This window comes from Paracoccus aerius, assembly GCF_014656455.1.
Lineage (GTDB): Bacteria > Pseudomonadota > Alphaproteobacteria > Rhodobacterales > Rhodobacteraceae > Paracoccus > Paracoccus aerius.
This window is the reverse complement of record NZ_BNCL01000006.1, coordinates 189454-209500: the sequence shown is the minus strand read 5'-3', so window position 1 is coordinate 209500 and position 20047 is coordinate 189454. Positions and strand designations below refer to the sequence as shown.

Annotated in this window: 18 protein-coding genes; 3 read left to right on the top strand and 15 right to left on the bottom strand. The window is 67.7% G+C overall.

Annotated elements, in window-relative coordinates; all coding sequences use genetic code 11:
• Positions 1-22: 22 nt before the first annotated feature.
• Entirely contained in the window at positions 23-1588 is a 1566-nt protein-coding gene (locus tag IE224_RS09755; RefSeq protein ID WP_191309890.1) for an ABC transporter substrate-binding protein, read from the bottom strand.
• 42 nt (positions 1589-1630) lie between these two features.
• Positions 1631-3163, bottom strand: a complete 1533-nt coding sequence (locus IE224_RS09750; RefSeq protein WP_191309887.1) for a M81 family metallopeptidase — start codon at positions 3161-3163, stop codon at positions 1631-1633.
• A 60-nt stretch (positions 3164-3223) separates the two neighbouring features.
• Here IE224_RS09750 and IE224_RS09745 point away from each other — a divergent pair, with 60 nt between their 5' ends.
• From IE224_RS09745 to IE224_RS09735, 3 genes are all read left to right on the top strand, one after another.
• Positions 3224-4036, top strand: coding sequence for an IclR family transcriptional regulator (locus IE224_RS09745; RefSeq protein ID WP_308434861.1), 813 nt, complete (start codon positions 3224-3226; stop codon positions 4034-4036).
• A gap of 296 nt (positions 4037-4332) precedes the next feature.
• A complete protein-coding gene (locus tag IE224_RS09740; RefSeq protein ID WP_167624122.1) occupies positions 4333-4920 on the top strand; it encodes an ANTAR domain-containing response regulator in 588 nt (195 codons plus the stop codon).
• Complete coding sequence (locus tag IE224_RS09735) at positions 4917-6086, top strand: ABC transporter substrate-binding protein (protein WP_191309882.1); 1170 nt, start codon at positions 4917-4919, stop codon at positions 6084-6086. Before IE224_RS09740 ends, IE224_RS09735 begins: the two co-directional genes overlap by 4 nt.
• Here the strand turns inward: IE224_RS09735 and IE224_RS09730 are convergent.
• The 13 genes from IE224_RS09730 to IE224_RS09670 all read right to left on the bottom strand — a co-directional run bounded on the left by IE224_RS09730 (position 6083) and on the right by IE224_RS09670 (position 20046).
• Positions 6083-8710, bottom strand: a complete 2628-nt coding sequence (locus IE224_RS09730) for a nitrate reductase (protein ID WP_191309879.1) — start codon at positions 8708-8710, stop codon at positions 6083-6085. The genes IE224_RS09735 and IE224_RS09730 overlap by 4 nt on opposite strands.
• Positions 8711-8720: 10 nt before the next feature.
• Positions 8721-9056: a nitrite reductase small subunit NirD gene (gene nirD, locus IE224_RS09725; protein WP_167624119.1), complete on the bottom strand. Its 336-nt coding sequence runs from the start codon at positions 9054-9056 to the stop codon at positions 8721-8723.
• Entirely contained in the window at positions 9053-11482 is a 2430-nt protein-coding gene (gene nirB, locus IE224_RS09720) for a nitrite reductase large subunit NirB (protein ID WP_191309877.1), read from the bottom strand. Before nirB ends, nirD begins: the two co-directional genes overlap by 4 nt.
• Before the next feature lie 10 nt (positions 11483-11492).
• Entirely contained in the window at positions 11493-12707 is a 1215-nt protein-coding gene (locus tag IE224_RS09715; protein WP_191309874.1) for an MFS transporter, read from the bottom strand.
• 341 nt (positions 12708-13048) lie between these two features.
• Entirely contained in the window at positions 13049-13795 is a 747-nt protein-coding gene (locus IE224_RS09710) for a fumarylacetoacetate hydrolase family protein (protein ID WP_191309872.1), read from the bottom strand.
• Positions 13792-14730, bottom strand: coding sequence for a sugar kinase (locus IE224_RS09705; RefSeq protein WP_191309861.1), 939 nt, complete (start codon positions 14728-14730; stop codon positions 13792-13794). The genes IE224_RS09710 and IE224_RS09705 overlap by 4 nt, the downstream gene beginning before the upstream one ends.
• Positions 14731-14733: 3 nt before the next feature.
• A complete protein-coding gene (locus IE224_RS09700; protein ID WP_191309858.1) occupies positions 14734-15654 on the bottom strand; it encodes a 2-hydroxyacid dehydrogenase in 921 nt (306 codons plus the stop codon).
• On the bottom strand, positions 15651-16385 hold the full coding sequence (locus tag IE224_RS09695; RefSeq protein ID WP_167624113.1) for an amino acid ABC transporter ATP-binding protein: 735 nt from the start codon (positions 16383-16385) through the stop codon (positions 15651-15653). Before IE224_RS09695 ends, IE224_RS09700 begins: the two co-directional genes overlap by 4 nt.
• Before the next feature lie 52 nt (positions 16386-16437).
• Complete coding sequence (locus IE224_RS09690; RefSeq protein WP_191309855.1) at positions 16438-17235, bottom strand: transporter substrate-binding domain-containing protein; 798 nt, start codon at positions 17233-17235, stop codon at positions 16438-16440.
• Between the two features lie 19 nt (positions 17236-17254).
• Positions 17255-17911, bottom strand: a complete 657-nt coding sequence (locus IE224_RS09685) for an amino acid ABC transporter permease (RefSeq protein WP_167624111.1) — start codon at positions 17909-17911, stop codon at positions 17255-17257.
• 1 nt (position 17912) lies between these two features.
• Positions 17913-18581: an amino acid ABC transporter permease gene (locus IE224_RS09680; RefSeq protein WP_167624110.1), complete on the bottom strand. Its 669-nt coding sequence runs from the start codon at positions 18579-18581 to the stop codon at positions 17913-17915.
• Between the two features lie 66 nt (positions 18582-18647).
• Positions 18648-19655 carry a LacI family DNA-binding transcriptional regulator gene (locus tag IE224_RS09675; protein ID WP_191309852.1) on the bottom strand — a complete coding sequence of 336 codons (1008 nt, stop codon included), beginning with the start codon at positions 19653-19655 and terminating at the stop codon, positions 18648-18650.
• A gap of 130 nt (positions 19656-19785) precedes the next feature.
• Positions 19786-20046, bottom strand: a complete 261-nt coding sequence (locus tag IE224_RS09670; RefSeq protein WP_167624108.1) for a DUF6525 family protein — start codon at positions 20044-20046, stop codon at positions 19786-19788.
• Position 20047 lies beyond the last annotated feature (1 nt).

Genomic DNA, 20047 nt, shown 5'->3' with positions numbered 1-20047 from the left:
GCGGCGCCGCCCCCGCAGGCGATCATTCGGCCTTCTGAAGGTTCCAGAACACCGGCACGGGCGAGTTGATCATGTCCGTGATACCGGCGCGGCGTGCCTGGGGCAGGGTGTATTGGCCCAGCGGGATCAGCAGTCCGTTGTCGATGGCATGGGCCTGGATTTCCTCGGCGACGGCCTTCTGTGCTTCGGCGTCGGTGGCGTCGATGAAGTTCTCCTTCAGTTCCTCGACCTTTTCATCGGTGGGCCAGCCGAACCAGGCGTCATCGCCCCGGCCGTTCAGCATCGGGTTCGAGATCGGGTTCGAGATTTCGGGCACCATCCAATTGGTGATGAAGATGTTCCATCCGCCTTCGGCCGGGGCCGCCTGGCTGGCGCGGCGTGTCACCAGGGTTTGCCAGTCCATCGGCTGCAGATCGACCGTGAAGCCCGCTTCGCGTAGGGCCTGGGACACCACCACGGGCTGCGTGGCAAGCGCCACCATGTCGGTAGGGGCCATCAGCACAACGGGCGTGCCGTCATAGCCTGCTTCCTCCAGCAGCGCCTTGGCCTCTTCGACGCCCCCGCCCTGCGTCAGCGTCTCGGTGCCGACCTCGCTGCCCAGAGGGGTGCCGCAGCCCATGATGGCGCCGCAGACCTGGTAGTATTCAGGATTGCCGACCATCGCAGCCAGCACGGGTTCCTGCTGGATCGCCTTCAGCGCGGCCTGGCGGATCTGCTGGTTGTCGAAGGGCGGGTGCAGGAAGTTCATCCGCACCATGGTCTGCATCCCGGTCGGCTCGCGCTTTTCCACGACGATGTTCGGATCGCCTTCCAGCAGCGGCAGCAGATCGACCTGCATCTGTTCGATATAGTCGATCTCGCCGCCCGAAAGGGCGTTCACGGCGGTCTGGATGTCGGGCATGTTGACCCATTCGACGCGGTCGACGTTCACGACCTTGCCTCCTGCCATCCAGTCGGCGGGCTCGTCGCGCGGAACGTATTCGTCGAACTTTTCATAGACGACGGTCAACCCGGGCTGGAACTCTTCTTCCACGAAGCGGAAGGGGCCGGAGCCGGTGTAGTCGGTGATCGCCTCGTCGGCCGAGGTTTCGGCGACGCGGGCCGGCATGATGAAGGGCGGCAGCGCCGACTGCTTGGACAGCATGTCCAGCATCGGCACGAAGGGTTCGGTCAGGGTCCAGGTGATGGTCTTGTCGTCCGTCGCCTCCAGGCTGGCGGTGCGGTCCATGATGACCTGCCCGCCCGCGTCCTTCTGGCCCCAGCGTTTCAGCGAGGCCACGGCGTCGGCGGCCGTCACCGGCGTGCCGTCGTGGAAGGTCAGCCCGTCCCGCAGGGTAAAGGTATAGGTCAACTGGTCGTCGGACACGGCCCAATCGGCCATCTGCGGCTGCGGCTGGAACTGGCTGTCCTGCGCGATCAGCACGTCATAGATCATGTAGGCGTGGTTGCGGGTGATGTGGGCTGTGGTGATGACCGGGTCCAGGACGCGCAGTCCCGAATGCATCACGGCCTTGACCGTCGTTTCGGCCCAGGCGGTGCCGGCCAGCATGGTCGAGGCAAGAAGCGTCGCTGTCAGTCGGTTGAACATGAGGTCCTCTCTGTCGATGGTTGCCGCGGGCCGATCTTGGCGTCAGCCTTGCGCGGGTGGGGTGAATGGCAGGCCGTCCGGTTCCAGCCGGATGCCGGGGTGCAGGTGGCGAAAAGGCAGGCTGGCCGGGCTGATGGGCATCGGCCCTGGCGCGGCGCAGATCAGGATGGCGTCGGCGATGGGCGCGAAATCGGCGCGAAAGTGGTTCGAGCTCTTGACCACCAGGATGGCCTGCGCCTCGGGCTCGATCCCCAGGAAGCGGAACATCTCGCGGTCGGCCATCTGGGCCTTTTCAGAGGCGACAGCAACGCGGACCCCGCCGATGCGCAGGCAGGCACAAGGGCCCAGTTGCAGATGCGCCCCGCCATAATAAGGGCCTGTCGCGTGGCAATGGCCGTCCGACAGGCTTTCGACCTCGAAGGTGGCTGTATAGGGCGCGTCGCCATCGACGCCGGACTTGCCGCCGAGCGGGATCTCGATCCGCGCCCCTTTCCCCGCGGCATGGGCGGCGGCGGCTGCCTGAGGGTCGCTGATCAGCCCGATGGCCGCGTCCTGCGCATCCGCTGCGACCAGTGCCCGCAACATGCCCGTCGTATCGGAATCGCCGCCCGCGCCGGGATTGTCCTGCGTGTCGGCGATGACGACGGGGCGCGTGGCCGTGGCGGCAAGGCGCTGCGCCTCGGCCACGCCGTCGTCGGGCAGGAAGAACCGGCCCTGGAAGGCAGGCTCGGCCTCGCGGACAGCCCCAGCGATACGGTCGGCGGCGGCGTCGGCCTGGTCCTGGCTTTCCCCATAGGCCACGACCGAGGGGCGGCAATCGGCGAAATCCGACGCCGGAAAGCCCATGAAGAACGACGCGCAGATTCCTTTGGCGTCGAAGTCCGCCACTAGGTCGTAAAGCCCGGCCGCGGGCTGGCCCATCGTCGATTGCCAGGCGATCGGGATCAGGAAATCAAGCTGCCGGAACGCCTTGAAGTTCGCGCGTTCCCGCATCAGGCGATCCAGTTCGGCCGCTGCCCGCTGTCCGGTCAAAGCCATGTCTACATGCGGATAGGTGCGGAATCCCACCAGCCGGTCGGCCCCATGGACCATCTGCGCGCTGATGTTGCCGTGCAGATCAAGCGCGGCAACGATGGGAACATCGGCGCCCACGACATCACGCACCCGCGCGATCAGCGGCCCTTCGCCATCGGGCGCGCCTTCGGCCACCATGGCACCGTGCAGGTCCAGGAACACGCCGTCCACCGGCATGACCCGGCGCAGGCCCTCGACGATCTCGTCGCCGATGGCGTGATAGCAGGCGGCGGTCACCGGCGCCGACGGGACGGCCCCCGCCCAGACCAGCGGCAGCAGTTGCCAACCATGGCTTTCGGCATGGTCGATGGCGCCGGCGACCGGCAGGTTGACCTGCCGCGCGCGTTCCAGGATCTGCGCACCCCGGCTTAGCGGCAGGTAACCGCCCCCTTGTTCAAAGGCGGCCATGTCCGCCGGGCTGGGGGCAAAGGAATTGCTTTCATGGACGAACCCCGCAAGAGCAACGCGCGGCGCCTGATCTTGATTGGAAGGTTCCGACATGCTGTATTGCTGTCCGATACAAGTGCATTGCATCGTGAGTTTATTGACCCCAATTTCCTTATGTCAACGTCGGAGATGCAGATGATGCAGCAAAAGTCGGAACCAGCTTCTTCCGAAGATGATGATCCTCTTTTCATTCAATCACTTGCGCGCGGAATGACTGTTCTGGAGGCATTTCGCCAGGCGGAAGGTCCGCTGTCGCTGGCACAGATCGCTGCGCGGACGGGGCTGACCCGCAGCGCGGCGCAACGCCTTGTGCATACCTTCCGCAAGCTGGGCTACCTGACCCTGTCCGAGGATGGTCGCGGCTTTCGCCTCGACCTGCCGATCCTGGACCTGACGCATGATTACCTGCGGCTGAACCCCCTGGTCCGCCGCGCCAGCCCGGTGCTTCTGGAACTGCGGCGCAATGTCCGCGAACGCGTCGACCTGTCGCTGTTCGACGGGCGGCGGATGGTTTACGCCGCGCGGATGCAAAGCAAGCGCGAGACGTTCTTTGCCACGCTGGTGGGCAACAGCGTGCCGACGGCCTGCACCTCCGGGGGCTGGGCCGTGCTGGCGATGCTGCCCGAGGCCGAGGTGGACGCGATCCTGGACGATCACCCGATCCCCCAGATCACGCCCCGCACGTTGACCGATCCCGCCGCCATCCGTGGCCAGATCGCCCTGACGCGCGAGAATGGCCATGCCCTGGCGATCGAGCAGATCCTGATGGGCGAGGTGGCCCTGGGCGTTGCCATCCCCGACGCAGACGGTCGGCCGATAGCCGCCATCCACATCGCGGCATCGCTGTCGGAATGGGCCCCCGAGGATTTCCGCCGACGCGTCGCCCCCCTGGCCGCCGAGGCTGTGCGCAGCATCCTGCCGGGCTGACGGTGCGCCGCAGGGTAGGGCTGCACTGACCGGGATCGTATCGCCTTATTGGCATCACGACCAGGCGGACGGTGCGGCGCTGCATCGGGCCGACGGGCAGGGTCTCTGCCCCGGCAGTTGGCCTTTCCCCTGGCGAGACCGCACCTAGATCGCTGAACTCCACCACACGTCAGACAACCATTGCCTTGATCTTGGGCCACAAGGGCGATGCCTGCCCGTTTCTTGACCACTCCTGCCCGGCCGCATCCACCCGACATTGCGCAGGGAAGGGCCGGCGTGCCACGACGGGGGCAGCCATGTCGAAGCCTCTTCTCATCGTCGTTGTCGAACCCGACCCGGATCGCGCCCAACCCATTGCCGAAGGGTTGCGCGACACCGGGCAACACGACGTCCGCATCATCGCGGAGCAATCGGGCCTTGCGCGCAAGGTGGCCGAACTGCGTCCCGATGTGGTCCTGATCGACATCGCCAACCCGTCGCGCGACGTGCTCGAGGAACTGGCGCTTGCATCTGGGCCGTCCGAGCGTCCCGTGGCGATGTTCGTGGACAGGTCGGACGAACAACTGACGCGGGCGGCCATCGAGGCCGGGATTTCCGCCTATGTCGTCGACGGGTTGCGCGCGGAACGGATCAAGCCGATCCTGGATGCGGCCATCGCCAGGTTTCACATCTTCCAGCAGATGCGGGCCGAACTGGCCGCCACCCGCGCCGCGCTTGAGGAACGCAAGATCATCGACCGGGCAAAGGCGCTGCTGATGAAGGCGCGCGGCCTGGACGAGGAAGCGGCCTACGGCCTGCTGCGCAAGGCGGCGATGGATCAGGGCAAGCGCATGGCCGATATCGCGCAACAACTGGTGATGGCGGCAGGGTTGCTGGGCCGATGACGACGCTGCGCCTCGGTTATGTTCCCCTGATCGACGCGGCCCCCTTGATCGTCGCGCAGGAACTGGGCTTTGCCGCCGAAGAAGGGCTGAGGCTGGATCTGGTCCGGCTTGGCGCTTGGGCGCAGGCGCGTGACATGCTGGGCGCCGGAATGATCGAGGCAGCCCACATGCTGGTGCCCATGCCGGTGGGGCAGGCGCTTGGGCTTGGGCCGTCGCTGCCCCCGATGGATCTGGTCATGTTCCTGTCGCACGGGGGGCAGGTCGTGGCCGTCAACCGCGATCTTGAACAGCGCCTGCGCGACAGGGGCCATGATTTCGCATTCAACGACGCGCGTGCCGCTGGTGCTGCTCTACGCCAGGCGGTGACGGGGCGGCTGCGGATCGGCGTGCCCTTTCATTTCTCGACCCAATCCGAACTGGTCCGGCATTGGCTGGCAAGCTGCGGCCTTGCCGCGTCCATGCTGGACCTCGTCACCGTGCCGCCGCCGATGATGGCAGATGCCCTGGCGCGCGGCGAGGTCGAGGCGATCTGCGTGGGCGAGCCCTGGGCCAGCGTTTCGGTTGACCGGGGGCTGGCGGCCCTGCTGCTGCCCGGCACCGCGATCTGGGCCTCTCCCCCCGAAAAGGGGCTGGTGCTGCTGCGCGATTTCGCCGATGCGCGGGAACAGGAAGCAGGCGCGTTGATGCGGGCCGTCTGGCGGGCGGGGCGCTGGCTGGACGAAGAAGGCCATCACGGCACGGCGGCGGAAATCATCTCTCGGCCCGCCTATCTGGACCTGCCGCCAGAGCTTGTGGAACGCGGGCTGACAGGGCGGATGACCGTCTCTGCCCGCGGCGAGATCCGGGAAACGCCCGGTTTCGTTTCCTTCAACGAAGGGGCAGCCAGTTTTCCGTGGAAAAGCCTGGCCGCGCTTTTTGCGCAACGCTTGGCCCTGGCGCATGGCCTTGACCCGCAGGACGCGGGGGTCCGGGCCATGGGGCATTTCCGCACCGATCTTTACCGCCGGCACCTGCGTCCTGCGGGGGCGCCCCTGCCCGGTGCCTCGCAACGGATTGAGGGGGCGTTGTCCGCCGACCGCACGGTCGCTGCGGAACGTGGCAGCATGATCCTGCGCGCCGACGGCTTTTTCGACGGCATGACCTTTGATCCCGCCGCAGTTGGCTAGCCGACCGGGGCCTCCGTCCTGCCCGCCGCCGCGGTGCGAAGCAGGTTTTTCAGGTCGGGCTTGCACGACCCGCAATTCGTTCCGGCGCCAAGCGCGCGCCCGATGGCCTCGACCGTCATCAGCTTTTGCGTTTCGATGCCGTGCAGGATCGTGTTCATGCCGATGCTGAAGCAGGCGCAGACCAAGGCCCCCGCATCAGGCTGGTCGGCCCCCGGACGCCCCGCCAGGATGTCGCCGCCACATCCGGCGTTCAGCGAGGCGATCAGGTGGCTGCGCGACAGCATGACGGGATGGGGCGCGACAAACAGCGCGGCCTGAAGCCGGCCATCCGCGATGAAGGCCAGGCGCCGGATGCCCTTCCGGGGGTCGTGGACCGCCAGCGGCTCGCCTGTCATGCCAAGCATGGTGCGGGCTGTCTGGGTCCAGTCCTGGGGCTGGTCGGTCCCGGCCAGTTCCGCCTGGTGGCCCATCGGCAGGACCGCGCGTGCCCAGTAATCGCAGGCGGGCTGGATGGGACGGGTAGACACTGCAAAGCCATACCATTCTGCCTTGAACGGCCTGATCGCCACATTGGCCGATTTCGATGCCGGCTGGCCCGAGACGGGGTCAACCACCCCTGGCACCAGGGCGTCGATGCGTGCGCGGGACGCCGTCTCGTTCGTCCAGTGGATCGGCGCGAAGGGGTGGCCAGGCGCCACGCGGTCCGTCACCAGAACCCGAAGGATGGCGCTTCCATGGGGGCTTGCCACCTGAGCCAGGTCCGCATGCCGCAGGCCAAGCCGGGCGGCGTCCGCCGGGTGCAGTTCCAGGAACGGCTCGGCCAGGTGGCGGGACAGGCGCGGCGACAGGCCGGTCCGGGTCATCGTATGCCAATGGTCGCGGACACGGCCGGTGTTCAACAGGAACGGCCAGGCCCCGGGGGCGGGCTGTGGAAGGCGCGGCGTCACGGATACCATCCGTGCCCGGCCCGAGGCTGTGTGGAAGCGGCCGTCGCCGAAGAAGCGTCCGCCCTTGCGGCGGGGGGATTGCGGCCAGAGGAACGGCTGCAAGCTGTCGTATTGCGGCCCGGTGATGCCGGCATGGTCGGATATGTCGAAGTCGCCGCCAAGTGCGCCCGCCACGCCCGACAGCGCCGCATGTTCGGCAAAGACCTGCCCCGGGCTGTCCCAGTCAAAGGCATCGGCCCAGCCCATCCGGGCGGCAACATCGGCGATGATGCGCCAGTCATCGCGCGCCTGTCCGGGCGCGGCAAGGCTGCGCCGCTGGCGGCTGATGCGGCGTTCGGAATTGGTGACGGTGCCGTCCTTTTCGCCCCATCCGGTGGCCGGCAGCAGCACATGGGCCAGGCGCGTCGTGTCCGTCCGCGCCATCATGTCGGACACGACCACGAAATCGCAACCGGCGATGGCACGGGCGACGCGGTCGGCCTCGGGCATGGACACGGCAGGATTGGTGCAGATGATCCACAGGGCCTTGATGCGGCCGTCCTCGACCGCGCGGAACATGTCGACGGCCTTGAGGCCGGGCTTGGCGGCCATGCGGGGCGCCTGCCAGAAGTCCCGCACCGCATCGCGATGCACGGGGTTCTCGATCTCCAGGTGGCAGGCCAGCATGTTGGACAGGCCGCCGACCTCTCGACCGCCCATGGCGTTGGGCTGGCCGGTGACGCTGAAGGGGCCGGTGCCGGGGCGCCCGATCCGGCCGGTCGCCAGGTGGCAGTTCAGGATGGCATTGACCTTGTCGGTGCCGCTGTCCGACTGGTTGATGCCCTGGGAATAGACGGTCACGACACGCCCGCTGCCGCACCACAGATCCAGGAACTGCTGCAGCGCGCTGTGCGGCAGGCCGGTCGCCTGCGGCAGCGTGGCCCGCGCCGTGGCCAGTGCCTCGGCCAGGCCATCGGGTCTTTCCGTCACAAGCCCGTGCCGGTCTATCTCGGCCAGCAGCAGGTTGAACAGCACGGCGTCAGATCCCGGCGCCAGGGGCAGGTGCAGGTCGGCGATGTCGCAGGTGGCGGTGCGGCGGGGGTCGACGACGACGACCTTGGTGCCCCGTGACTCGCGCGCGGCGGCCAGGCGTTGGTAAAGGACGGGATGGCACCAGGCGAGGTTCGATCCCACCAGGACCACGCAATCGGCCTGTTCCAGATCCTCGTAAAGGCCGGGCACGGTGTCCGATCCGAAGGCGCGCCGATGCCCCGCCACGGAGGATGCCATGCAGAGCCGCGAGTTCGTGTCGATATTGGCGCTGCCGATGAAGCCCTTCATCAGCTTGTTGGCGACATAGTAATCCTCGGTCAGCAACTGGCCCGAGACATAGAAGGCCACCGAATCCGGGCCATGGCTGGCGATGCAGTCGGAAAACCGCCGCGCCACAAGGTCAAGCGCCTCATCCCAGCCTGCGTCTCGGCCGTCGATCTGCGGGGCCAAGAGGCGGCCCTTGAGGCCGACCGTTTCGCCCAGGGCCGATCCCTTGACGCAAAGCCGGCCCAGGTTTGCGGGGTGGTCGGGGTCGCCCGCGACCGCCAGCCCGCCGGCGCCGTCGGGCGTTGCAAGGATCCCGCATCCTACCCCGCAATAGGGGCAGGTGGTCCGGATGGCGGGGCGGGGGTTCTGCATGGTCATCGGCAATCCTTCAGGCGGCGGCGCTGCGGCGGATCAGGCTGGCGTCGATCAGGATGCGCCCCCCCTGGACCCGGACGGCATAGGTCCCGACCGCCCCGTCGTCCGCGCCTTGGGCCTGCCCGGTGTTCAGGTCGAAGACCCAGTTGTGCAACGGACATGTGACCGCCGTGCCGTGGACGATGCCTTCGGACAGCGGCCCGCCCTTGTGGGGGCAGCGGTCGTCCAGGGCGAAGACCCTGTCATCGGCGGTGCGGAACACAGCCACGCAGCCCTGCGCGGTCCTGACCAGGCGCGCGCCTTGCCGGGGGATGTCGTCCAGGGATCCGATGTCGACGAAGACGGTCATTCCGCGGCCTCCAGCGTCAGGTCGGCAAGGGGCGCCCACTTGGGCGTCTCGGTGGGGGTGGAAAGGTCGGCCCAGGGGTCGCGGCGATAAACGGACTGGCTGATCTCGAACCGTTCGACCAGGGCGCGGCGGTTTGCCAGGTCGTCCACGACCTGCGCCTTGATCCAGTCGAGGCCCACCTTGCCCATCCACTTCCAGATGCGCTCCAGGTAGCGGGCGTGTTCCCGGTAAAGCTGGGTCACGGCCAGGATGATCTCGACCGCCTCGTCCTCGGACGGGGTGGATGCGAGGGGTCGGGTTTCCTTGACCTCCATCCCGGCCGCGCCGCCGATGACGATGTTATAGCCCGAATCCACGCAGACGACGCCGATGTCCTTGCAGGTGGCCTCGGCGCAGTTGCGGGGGCAGCCGGACACACCCAGCTTCAGCTTGTGCGGCGTCCACGACCCCCACATCAGCTTTTCCAGCCTGATCCCGAGGCCTGTCGAATCCTGGGTGCCGACGCGGCAGAACTCCTTGCCGACGCAGGTCTTGACCGTGCGAAGGCCCTTGGAATAGGCGGCGCCCGACACCATCCCGGCGGCGTTCAGGTCGGCCCACATATGCGGCAGGTCCTCCTTGCGCACACCCAGCAGGTCGATCCGCTGCCCGCCCGTGACCTTGACCATCGGCACGTTGTACTTCTCGGCAGCATCCGCGATGGCGCGCAGTTCGGCCGGAGTTGTGACGCCGCCCCACATGCGCGGCACCACCGAATAGGTGCCGTCCTTCTGGATGTTGGCGTGGTTGCGTTCGTTGACGAAGCGCGACTGGCGGTCGTCGCGGTATTCCAGCGGGTATTCGGCCAGCAGGTAGTAGTTCAGCGCCGGGCGGCAGGAATGGCAGCCGCCCACGGTCTTCCAGCCAAGCTCCTGCATGACGGCGGGGATGGACTTCAGCCCCATCGCCCGGATCAGGCGGCGCACATCCTCGTGGCTGTGGTCGGTGCATTTGCACAGGCCGGCGGGGGTATCCTGAACCTCGCCCCCCGAAGCCAGGGCCATGACCTGCCCCACAAGCCCGCTGCAGGTGCCGCAGGAGGCCGAGGCCTTGGTGCAGGCCCGCACGGCGTCCAGCGTGCAGGCGCCGCCTGCAACCGCATTCATGATCGCGCCCTTGGAAACGCCGTTGCAGCCGCAGATCTCCGCTTCAGGCGGCAAGGCTGCAACGGCCGCCATAGGGTCCGGGGCGGCACCCCCCTGGAAGGCCGGACCGAAGATCAGCGTGTCGCGCATTGGGCCGATGTCGGTACCATCCTTCATCAGCCCATAGAACCATGCCCCGTCGGCGGTATCGCCATACATGACCACGCCGACGATGCGGTCGCTTTCCAGCACCAGTCGCTTGTAGATGCCGCGCCCCGGATCGCGGAACACGATATCCTCGCGCCCCGGTGCATCGGCGAAATCGCCCGCGCTGAACAGGTCGCAGCCCGTCACCTTCAGCTTGGTCGCGGTCTGCACGGGCGCGAACATCGCCGGCTGGTCCAGAAGCGTCTGCGCCAAGACCTTGGCCTGGTCATAAAGGGGCGCGACAAGGCCGAAGACCTGGCCGCGATGTTCCACGCATTCGCCAAGCGCGAAGATATGCGGATCGCTGGTGCGCAGGGCGTCGTCCACGACGATGCCGCGCTCGACCTCAAGATGCGCGTCATTGGCCAGCCGCACTTCGGGGCGGATGCCCACGGCCATGCAGACCAGGTCGGCGGGATAAACGGTGCCGTCCTCCAGCAGCACGGCCTCGGCCCGGTCGGTGCCCAGGATGGCCTTGGTCGCGCCCTTGCAATGGACGGTGATGCCCCGCCGTTCCAGATCCTTTTGCAGCAGGTATCCCGCTGCCGGGTCAAGCTGGCGCTCCATCAGGTGGCCCATGAGGTGGATCACGGTGACGCGGGCGCCGCGCGCGGCCATGCCGGCCGCGGCCTCAAGCCCCAGCAGCCCGCCGCCGATCACCACGGCATCCTTGCCCGCCGTGTCGATCATCGCCTGCGTGTCTTCAAGGTCGCGATAGGTGACAACTCCCGGCAGATCCTTGCCCGGAACGGGGATGATGAAGGGCGCGGACCCGGTGGCGATGACAAGCGCGTCATATGGCGCGCCGCCGCTGCCCGAATAGACCACGCGGTTCTTGCGGTCGATCCGGACCACCGGCTCTCCGAAGCGGCAGTCGACGCCGTGGGCGGCATACCAGGCGTCGTCATGGGTGACGATCTGTTCATAGGTCTTTTCGCCCGACAGGACCGGCGACAGCATCAGCCGGTTATAGTTTCCGCGCGGTTCCGCGTTGAACAGCGTCACCTCGTAGGCGTCGGGGGCGGCGTCGAACAGTTGTTCCAGCATCCGGCCCGAGGCCATGCCCGCGCCAATGACGACAAGTTTCCTTTTCATAGCTTGCTCCTCAGGCGGCTTGCAGGACGGTGCGGGACCGGCGGATCGACAGGTGCATCCAAAGGGTGCAGCCCGCGACCAGCAGGAACAGGACGGCAAAGCAGCTGGACCACGATCCGGTCTGGTCCTTCAGCCAGCCGAACAGCAGCGGCAGAAGAAAGCCGCCGAGGCCGCCGATCATGCCGACCAGACCGCCCACCGCGCCCACGTTCTGCGGGTAATAGCTGGGGATGTGCTTGTAGACGGCGGCCTTGCCCAGGCTCATGAAGAAGCCCAGCATGAAGATCACCAGAAGAAAGCCCGCGACCGGCAGGCCCGGCAGCAGGACCAGGATGGCGGTCGCGGCCAGCGAGACCATGAAGGTCGCGTACAGAACCGACCGCGCGCCGATCCGGTCCGACAGAACACCCCCGTAGGCGCGGAAGATCGAGGCGGGAACCGAATAGGCGGCCCCGACCAGCCCAGCGGTCTTCACGTCGAAGCCGTAGACCCCGATCAGGAAATGCGGCAGCCACAGCGCCAGGGCCACAAAGGCGCCGAAGCTGAAGAAGTAATAGGCCGAAAAGCGCCACACCCGCAGATCGCGCAGGGGTGCGAACTCGGCTCTCAGGCTGCGAAGCGGCGCTCGGCGGCCGCGATTGGCCGCGGTGACCGGATCATCGGTCGAGAAGGCCCAGAACAGCAGCGCGGTCAGCGCCAGCACAGCCGCCCAGATCTGCGCGGTGGCCTGCCAGCCAAGGGCGATCATCACAAAGGGCGCGGCAAACTTCGTGACCGCTGCCCCGACATTGCCGACCCCGAAGATGCCAAGCGCGGTGCCCTGGCGCGCGCCGTCGAAGAAACGCGACACGTAAGCCACGCCGACGGCGAAACTGCCACCGGCGATGCCCACGCCCAGGGCGGCGACCAGCATCTGCGGATAGGTCGTGGCCCAGGACAGAAGAAAGGTGGCCGCCGCGGCGGCAAGCATGGTCAGCGTGTAGACCAGCCGTCCGCCCAGGCGGTCGGTGGCGACGCCCAGCACGACGCGGACCAGCGATCCCGTCAGGATCGGGGCGCCGACCAGCAGGCCGAATTGCGTCTCGGTCAGGGAAAGCTGGTCGCGGATCTGGATGCCGATGATGGAAAAGATCGTCCAGACCGCAAAGCAGACGGTGAAGGCTGCGGTGGACAAGCTCAGCGCGCGACGCGCATCGCCGAAGGCGGCGGGAATGGGGACGGACATGGATGCTCCGATGGCTGACGGGGATCAGTGGCTGTCAGAAGCGCGATGCCGAGAAGCCGGGCAGGACCGGCCACACCGTGACGCTTCGGGAATTGCCGCATCGTTGCGAGCGGGCCGGTGGCGCTTCGTTGCGCCGGGCCATGAACCAGTCCTTAGCTTATGAGGGGTGCCCCGGCCCATCCATTCGGCGTTACCCGCCCGCTGAAGATGTTTTCAGGGGACGACCTGCCTGCTTTGTGCCTGCAGTGCCTGTATCCTGGTCAGTTTGGAAACGCGTGCGGGACGAGATAACTGGTTCGAAGTCGATCGGGCAGAATCACCCTGCCGCTCGAAGGCAACGGCTATTCGGCCTTGTAGTGCAGGCTGGCCGAAACCTCGGCCCCGCAAGCGGTGGCGCGGGCGCGCGTGGCGCCGTTCAGCGGCAGCGGGCCCATCCTGGCCCCGGTGATGATGAGATCGCCCCGGCGCAGCGGCAGGCCTTGCTGCGCGGCATGACTGGCAAGCCACGCCAGGAAGGAAAGGGCGTCGTCCGGGCCTTGCACGGTTTCGGCGGCCTCGACAGGCTGGTCGTCCAGCCACAGGCGGATGCCCAGCGGTCCGCTTGTCGCCTCGCGCCAGCCCTCCAACGGGTCGCCCAGCACGATCCCGCCCGCGCTGAAGGCGTCGGCCATGGCCTCCAGCGGAGCGACCGCCGTCCGGTCGGCATAGCGCGAGGCGACGATCTCGAAGCAAAGCCGCACCTCGGCGATGGCGGCCAGGACCGCGGCCTCGTCCGCGCCGGGGGCAAGATCGGCGCCAAGGATCAGGGCGGTCTCGACCTCGATGGAGGCGTCGGGGGGCAGGGGCGGCGATGTGTCGCCCGAAGATGCGATCAGCCCGCCGGGCAGGGCGCCGGCATGACGGTCGCGACCGCCCAGCAGCGCCATCTTCCAGGCCCCTCCGCCCAGTTCGGCGATCACCGCGCGCTGCACGGCATAGGCCGCCGCCGTATCGGGCGGCGTCACCGGCAGGCCCGGCGGACGGGGCGCGCCCTTGCGGATGTCCAGCAGCGTGCGTGCGGCGGCGGCGGCGTCAAAGGCAAGGGTCATGGCAGGCTTTCGTTCGTTGGCAGAGCGGGCATCGCGGTGCGGGGAATGACTGCGCCCGGATGGGTCACGACAACCGAGGCAAGCCGCGCCCCGGCGGCAATGGCCCTGTCCACCGCCAGTCCCGCCATGCGCGCGGCAAGAAGCCCCGCATTGAAGCTGTCGCCCGCGCCGGTGGTATCGACAGCCGCCACGGGGGGCGGCAACTCGTGCCGTTCACTCCTGTCGCTTCCGGTGGCGCAGCGCAGGACGGGTCCGCCGCCGGTGGTCAGGATGATCTCGGCATCGGTCATGCCGCGCAGGGCGGCGATGGCCCCGGCCGGGTCGGCGCTGCCGAAGCAGGCCGCCATGTCGTCAAAAGAAGGCAGCAGCAGCGAAGCCAGCTTTGCCGCACGGGCGATCGCGTCCCTTGCGGTCGCGGCATCGGGCCACAGGGCAGGGCGGTAGTTCGTGTCAAAGACCACGGCCGCCCCCTGCGCCCGCCGCTGTTGCAGCGCGTCCAGCAGCGCCGCTCGCCCCGCCGGGCGCAACACGGCCAGGGCCACCGCGGACAGGAACAACGTGTCGGCATGATCCAAAGCATCAAGACCCGCGCCGTCCCCGAACATGTCCCGGAAGGGCGACTGGTCGCGCCAGTAGGCGAAGCTGCGTTCGCCTGCCGCGTCGGTGGCGACGAAGCTGAGACCCGGCCGTGCGCCCGGACGTTCCAGCAGGAAGCGGGTATCAACGCCTTCCCCTGCTATCTGCGCGCGAAGCCATTGGCTGTGCGGGTCGTCCCCCAGGCAGGACAGGTAGCCGACCCTTCCCGGCCCCATCAGCCGCGCCAGGTAGATGGCGGTGTTCAGCGTGTCGCCCCCGGCCCTGCGGTCGAAGGTCGAGGGGGCGTCGCGCCGGCTGGTGAACTCGATCAGCGGCTCGCCGATGGACAGGACGCGCATGGGTCAGCCGGGATAGGGGGTGGGCAAGGGCTGGCCCGCGAAATGGGCGGCGAGGTTGTCCAGCACCAGTTGCGCCATGGCCCGCCGCGCCTGGACCGTGGCCGATCCGATATGCGGCGTCAGCACGCAATTCGGCGCATCCAGCAGCGATTGCGGCACGTCCGGTTCGTCGTCGAAGACATCCAGTCCCGCCCCGGCAATGGTGCCCGATTGCAAGGCAGCAACCAGCGCCGCTGTGTCCACGACCGGCCCGCGGGCCACGTTGACGACGATCCCCTGGGCGCCAAGGGCAGACAGGACGGCGGCATCGACCAGGTTGCGCGTCCCCTCGCCACCCGCTGCGGTCACGAACAGCAGCTCGCAATCCTGCGCCAGGCTGACCGCATCGGGGCGGAAGCAGTCGGGGCTGTCGGGCCTTTCGCTTCGGGCGGTATAGCTGACAACCATCCCCAGACCGCGCAGCATGTCCGCCAGCCGCCGGCCGATGCGGCCATAGCCGAGGATCCCGGCCCGCCGGTCCAGGACCGAGGAAGCCAGCCCCAGCTTGCCGCCCCCGGCCCATTGGCCCGCACGGACGAAGCGGTCGCCCTCGGCCACCTGCCGGCCCGTGGCAAGCGCCAGGGCCAGGGCCATTTCCGCCACGGCCTGCGACAGCACGTCTGGCGTCGTGGTCACGGCGATGCCGCGGCGCGCGGCCTGGGCCAGGTCCACCGCATCGACGCCGACGCCGTTCACCGCGATAAGCCGCAGCGCGGGAAGCTGCGCCATCTGCGCCGTCGACAGGCCGACATTGCCTGCGGTCACCACCGCCTCGACATCGGCGGCATCCGCGATGTCGCGCAGGACGTGGTAGTCGCCTTCCAGCCGCTGGGCCATGTCCTGCGGCTTGAGGTCGGCGAGGCAAAGGATCCGGGGCCGGGTCATGCGATCTGCCCCAGGAAGTTGCGCAGGCGGTCATTCTGCGGGTTTCCGAAGAACGCATCGGGCGCGCCTTCCTCGACGATGACGCCCTTGTCCATGAAGATCACGCGGTCGGCGACGGCGCGTGCGAACTCCATCTCGTGCGTGACGCACAGCATGGTCATCCCCTCGCGGGCAAGGTCGATCATCGTGTCCAGCACCTCCTTGACCATCTCGGGGTCGAGGGCCGAGGTCGGTTCGTCGAACAGCATGATCCGCGGCTTCATGCACAGCGCGCGGGCGATGGCCACGCGCTGCTGCTGGCCGCCGGACAGTTGTGCAGGATACTTGTCGGCCTGTTCGGGGATCTTGACGCGTTCCAGGTAATGGCGGGCGGTCGCCTCGGCCTCGGCGCGCGGGGTCTTGCGCGTCTTCATGGGCGACAGGACGCAGTTCTCCAGCACGGTCATGTGCGGGAACAGGTTGAAGTTCTGGAACACCATGCCGACGTCCTGGCGCACCTTGGCCACGTTGTCGCCGCCCGCGGTCAGTTCCACGCCGTCCACCACGATGGTGCCGGACTGGATCGGTTCCAGCTGGTTGATGGTGCGGATCAGCGTGGACTTGCCCGACCCGGACGGGCCGCAGATGACGATGCGTTCCCCCCGCCGCACGGTCAGGTCGATATCCGCCAGGGCATGAAAGCCGCCGTAATACTTGTTGACGGCGCGCATGATGATCGCGTCTTCGGTCATTGTCCTGCTCCCTGCAAGAAGCGGCCCGGCCGCGGGGGCCGGGCTGTCGCGGTTACTCGGCGGTCTTGACGAAGTCGGGCAGCGGCTCGCCCAGCCATTTCTGGTGGATTTCGTCCAGCGTGCCGTCGCTGCGGGCGGTCTGGACAAAGGCATTCACCTTTTCCAGCAGCGCGTCGGATCCTGGCGCCACCGCGATGCCCTGCACCTGGCTGGACAGGTCGAACTTCTTGTCGAACTTGCCCGCCGCGACCTTGTCCACCTGCAGGAAGACCACGTTCGACAGGCCGATCAGGTTGACCTGGCCCGACAGCAGCGCCTGCACCGCGCTTGCGTCGTCGTCGAAGCGGCGGATTTCCGTGCCCTCGGGGGCGACCTCGGTCACGCCGGTGTCCTGCGTCGAGGCGCGGGCCACGGCGATGGTCTGTCCGGCCAGATCGGCGGGTCCCGCCACCTCGGTTCCCGTTGCGCCATAGACGGCGATGCTGATGCCCGCATAGGGGGCCGAGAAATCGACCCGTTGGGCCCGCTCCTCGGTGATGCCCAACGAAGCCACCAGCACGTCCACCTGCCCCGACAGCAGGTAGGGGATGCGGTTCGGCCCCGTCACCGGCACGATCTGCGCCTGCACCCCCAGCGATTCCGCCAGGGCCTTGGCCACGTCGGCGTCATAGCCGTCGGGCGTGCCCGAGGCGTCCTGGATGCCGAAGGGCGGGAAATCGACCAGCATCCCGACCTTGATCGTGCCGGCGCTTTCGATGGCGGCCAGGTCTGCGGCGGATGCGGGCATGGCAAGGCCCAGGGCCAGCGAGGACGCGGCCAGGGCGGTGAACAGGCGACGGTTGAGCTTCATGGTTTCTCCTCCTCGAGATTCAGCGGGTGACGGCAAGGCGCATCCGCGCCTCGAGCCTGCGGGCCATCAGCGACAAGGGCCAGCACAGGATGAAATACAGGATGGCCACGGTGCCAAAGACCAGGAACGGCTTGAAGGTGGCGTTGTTGACGATCTGGCCTGCGCGGGTCAGTTCGGTGAAGCCGATGATGGATGCAAGCGAGGTGCCCTTGATCAGCTGCACCAGGAAGCCCACCGTCGGCGCGGTGGCGATGCGCATGGCCTGAGGCAGCACCACATGGCGCATCCTGTGGGGATATGACAGCGCAAGGGCCGTCGCGGCCTCGGTCTGGCCCGAGGGGACGGCCTCGATGCTGCCGCGCCAGATTTCGCCCAGATAGGCGCTTGCGTGCAGCGTAAGGGCGACGGCGGCGGCCAGCAGGGGGTCGATCGGCAGGCCCACCACGGCCAGCCCGAAATAGACCAGGAACAGCTGCATCAGCAGCGGCGTGCCCTGGAACACCTGGATGAAGCCCGCCGAAATCCGGCGCAGTGCCTTGCTGCCCGAGGTGCGCGCCAGGGCGATCAGCAGGCCGCCCACCGCGCCGCCAAGGAAGGCCACGGCCGACAGGACCAGCGTCCAGCGGACGGCCATGACGATGAACATCACGTCGGCGGATGAAAACTCGCGGATCATGTCAGCGGCTCGCGGGATAGGTGAAGAAGGCGCGGCGGACGACGCCGAACAGCGTGGAAAAGCCGAGCGCCAGCAGGAAATACATCACCGTCAGGACCAGGTAGATCTCGAAGCTGGCGAAGGTGCGGGCGTTGAGGTCCGCCCCCGCCGAGGCCAGGTCGTTGGCCGAGATGACCGAAACCACGCTGGAGGTCAGCATCAGGTAGATGAACTGGCTGGTCAGCGCCGGATAGATGTTGCGCAGCGCGGGCACCACGACGACATAGCGGAAGATATGGATCGGGCTGAGGCCAAGCGCCCGCCCGGCCTCGATCTGGCCCTTGGGGATAGATTCGATGCCCGCGCGGATGATCTCGGTCCCGTAGGCGCCGACGTTGATGACAAGGGCCACAAGCGCCGCCGTGTTGGGCGACATCGAGATGCCTACGGCGGGCAGCCCGAAGAAGATGAAGAAGATCTGGATCAGGAAGGGCGTGTTCCGGATCACCTCGACATAGACATCGACCAGCCACCGCAGCGGGCGGATGCCCGAGGTCTTCGCGACCGCGCCCAGCAGCGAGACGATAAGGCCAAGGATCATCGCCAGGAACGACAGCCGCACTGTCAGCCATGCCCCGTAAAGGAGCAGGTCGAGGTTATCGAAAACCGGCTGGAAGTTGAACTGATACATCTGCCCTCCCCTGCGGATGTGTCGCTTCCCGTATTTAGAACGATCTAAAACAGAATCGACCGGAAGTCAAACCTTTTGGAAGCTGCTGTCCCTGACGACCAGCCGGGGGGCCACGATGTCGCGTTGCGGCACCGCGGCCGGATCGGCCAGCCGGCGCGCCAGAAGCCCTGCCGCGTTCCGCCCGATGCGTGGCGCGTCCATGGCGACGCTGGTCAAGGCGGGATGGGTCAGTTCGGCCAGGGGCAGGTCATCCAGGCCCACCACCGCGATGTCGCGGCCCGGTTCGCATCCCGCGCGGCGCAGGCCCGCCATCAGGCCGGCCGCAAGCACGTCATTGAAGCACAGGACCGCATCGGGCCGTGTTCCAAGCGCGAGGACCTGCGCCGCCGATTGCGCCGCGCCTTCCCAGGTCAGGTCTGCCTCGACGACGCCCGCATTGGTGATCCCGGTTTCGGCCAGGGCGCGGGCAAAGCCCGACAGCCGTTCCTCTCGGGCCGAGGTGCGGGCGGTGACGGACAGGAAGGCAAGGCGGCTGCAGCCTTGTGCGACCAGATGGCGTACGGCAAGCCCGACGGCCGCGACATAGTCCGCGCCTGCGAAATCCAGCGGCGGCCCCACTTCGCGAAGGGCCTGGACCAGCGGCATTCCCCATCCCGCGATGCGGGCCGGAAGCTGGGGTTCCGTGCCAACGGCGGGGCAGAGGATGACCCCGTCCACCCCATGCCCGCGAAACCGCTGAAGGATCGCGTCCTGGCGCCATGGATCATCCCGGCTGTTGGCAAGCAGCACCACACGGTCGTCCTGCGCCATCACATCCTCGACCCCCGACAGGAACTCGGTGAAGAACGAGTTGACGAGGTTGGGCACGATCACGCCCACCGTCCGGCTGGAATTGTTGCGCAGCCGCGCAGCGCCGATGTCGCGGACATAGTCCATCTCGGCCATGATCCGCTCGACCCGCTCGCGGGTGTGGTCGGCAACCAGGGGGGATTTCCGCACCACCAGCGATACCGTTGCCCGCGACACCCCCGCGGCCTGCGCGATTTCCTCCAGCGTCACCCGTTTCTGCCGCATTCGCCGTCCCCCCGTGGCCTTGCGTTATGCGCCAGGGGCGGGGCGGGCTGTCAAGCCTGCTGCGGAACGGCCGGGGGATGACGACGATCAAGTGGATGCCTGCACCGGTCGGACGTCGACTTGCCCTGTCTCAGACCGGATAATCCGGCCCCCACGTCCTGATCGCGTCCCGGCGCAGCATCGCGCGTTCAATGGCGTCAAGCCGGTTGCAGCGGTCTTCCGCATTGCCGTCCCGGCCGGCCTTCCGCCAGATGCGCGCGGCTGAACGCGCGCTCCAGGGCAGGGCGGCCCGGGCCAGCCAGCCGCGAAGCTCTGGCGGCAGATGGTCGAACTCCTCCATCGGCCGGGCGCGCAACCGTTTCCGGAGCGAAGTCGCAAGGTTCCCGCCCATG

What these genes read in the sequence shown, in the direction of transcription:
- IE224_RS09755 (WP_191309890.1), bottom strand. Translation starts at nt 1,588, where the DNA reads ATGTTCAACCGACTGACAGCGACGCTTCTTGCCTCGACCATGCTGGCC.
- IE224_RS09680 (WP_167624110.1), bottom strand. Translation starts at nt 18,581, where the DNA reads ATGTATCAGTTCAACTTCCAGCCGGTTTTCGATAACCTCGACCTGCTC.
- IE224_RS09715 (WP_191309874.1), bottom strand. Translation starts at nt 12,707, where the DNA reads ATGTCCGTCCCCATTCCCGCCGCCTTCGGCGATGCGCGTCGCGCGCTG.
- IE224_RS09710 (WP_191309872.1), bottom strand. Translation starts at nt 13,795, where the DNA reads ATGACCCTTGCCTTTGACGCCGCCGCCGCCGCACGCACGCTGCTGGAC.
- IE224_RS09690 (WP_191309855.1), bottom strand. Translation starts at nt 17,235, where the DNA reads ATGAAGCTCAACCGTCGCCTGTTCACCGCCCTGGCCGCGTCCTCGCTG.
- IE224_RS09750 (WP_191309887.1), bottom strand. Translation starts at nt 3,163, where the DNA reads ATGTCGGAACCTTCCAATCAAGATCAGGCGCCGCGCGTTGCTCTTGCG.
- IE224_RS09695 (WP_167624113.1), bottom strand. Translation starts at nt 16,385, where the DNA reads ATGACCGAAGACGCGATCATCATGCGCGCCGTCAACAAGTATTACGGC.
- nirD (WP_167624119.1), bottom strand. Translation starts at nt 9,056, where the DNA reads ATGACCGTCTTCGTCGACATCGGATCCCTGGACGACATCCCCCGGCAA.
- IE224_RS09730 (WP_191309879.1), bottom strand. Translation starts at nt 8,710, where the DNA reads ATGACCATGCAGAACCCCCGCCCCGCCATCCGGACCACCTGCCCCTAT.
- nirB (WP_191309877.1), bottom strand. Translation starts at nt 11,482, where the DNA reads ATGAAAAGGAAACTTGTCGTCATTGGCGCGGGCATGGCCTCGGGCCGG.
- IE224_RS09670 (WP_167624108.1), bottom strand. Translation starts at nt 20,046, where the DNA reads ATGGGCGGGAACCTTGCGACTTCGCTCCGGAAACGGTTGCGCGCCCGG.
- IE224_RS09685 (WP_167624111.1), bottom strand. Translation starts at nt 17,911, where the DNA reads ATGATCCGCGAGTTTTCATCCGCCGACGTGATGTTCATCGTCATGGCC.
- IE224_RS09745 (WP_308434861.1), top strand. Translation starts at nt 3,224, where the DNA reads ATGTCAACGTCGGAGATGCAGATGATGCAGCAAAAGTCGGAACCAGCT.
- IE224_RS09735 (WP_191309882.1), top strand. Translation starts at nt 4,917, where the DNA reads ATGACGACGCTGCGCCTCGGTTATGTTCCCCTGATCGACGCGGCCCCC.
- IE224_RS09705 (WP_191309861.1), bottom strand. Translation starts at nt 14,730, where the DNA reads ATGCGCGTCCTGTCCATCGGCGAGCCGCTGATCGAGTTCACCAGCCGG.
- IE224_RS09700 (WP_191309858.1), bottom strand. Translation starts at nt 15,654, where the DNA reads ATGACCCGGCCCCGGATCCTTTGCCTCGCCGACCTCAAGCCGCAGGAC.
- IE224_RS09675 (WP_191309852.1), bottom strand. Translation starts at nt 19,655, where the DNA reads ATGCGGCAGAAACGGGTGACGCTGGAGGAAATCGCGCAGGCCGCGGGG.
- IE224_RS09740 (WP_167624122.1), top strand. Translation starts at nt 4,333, where the DNA reads ATGTCGAAGCCTCTTCTCATCGTCGTTGTCGAACCCGACCCGGATCGC.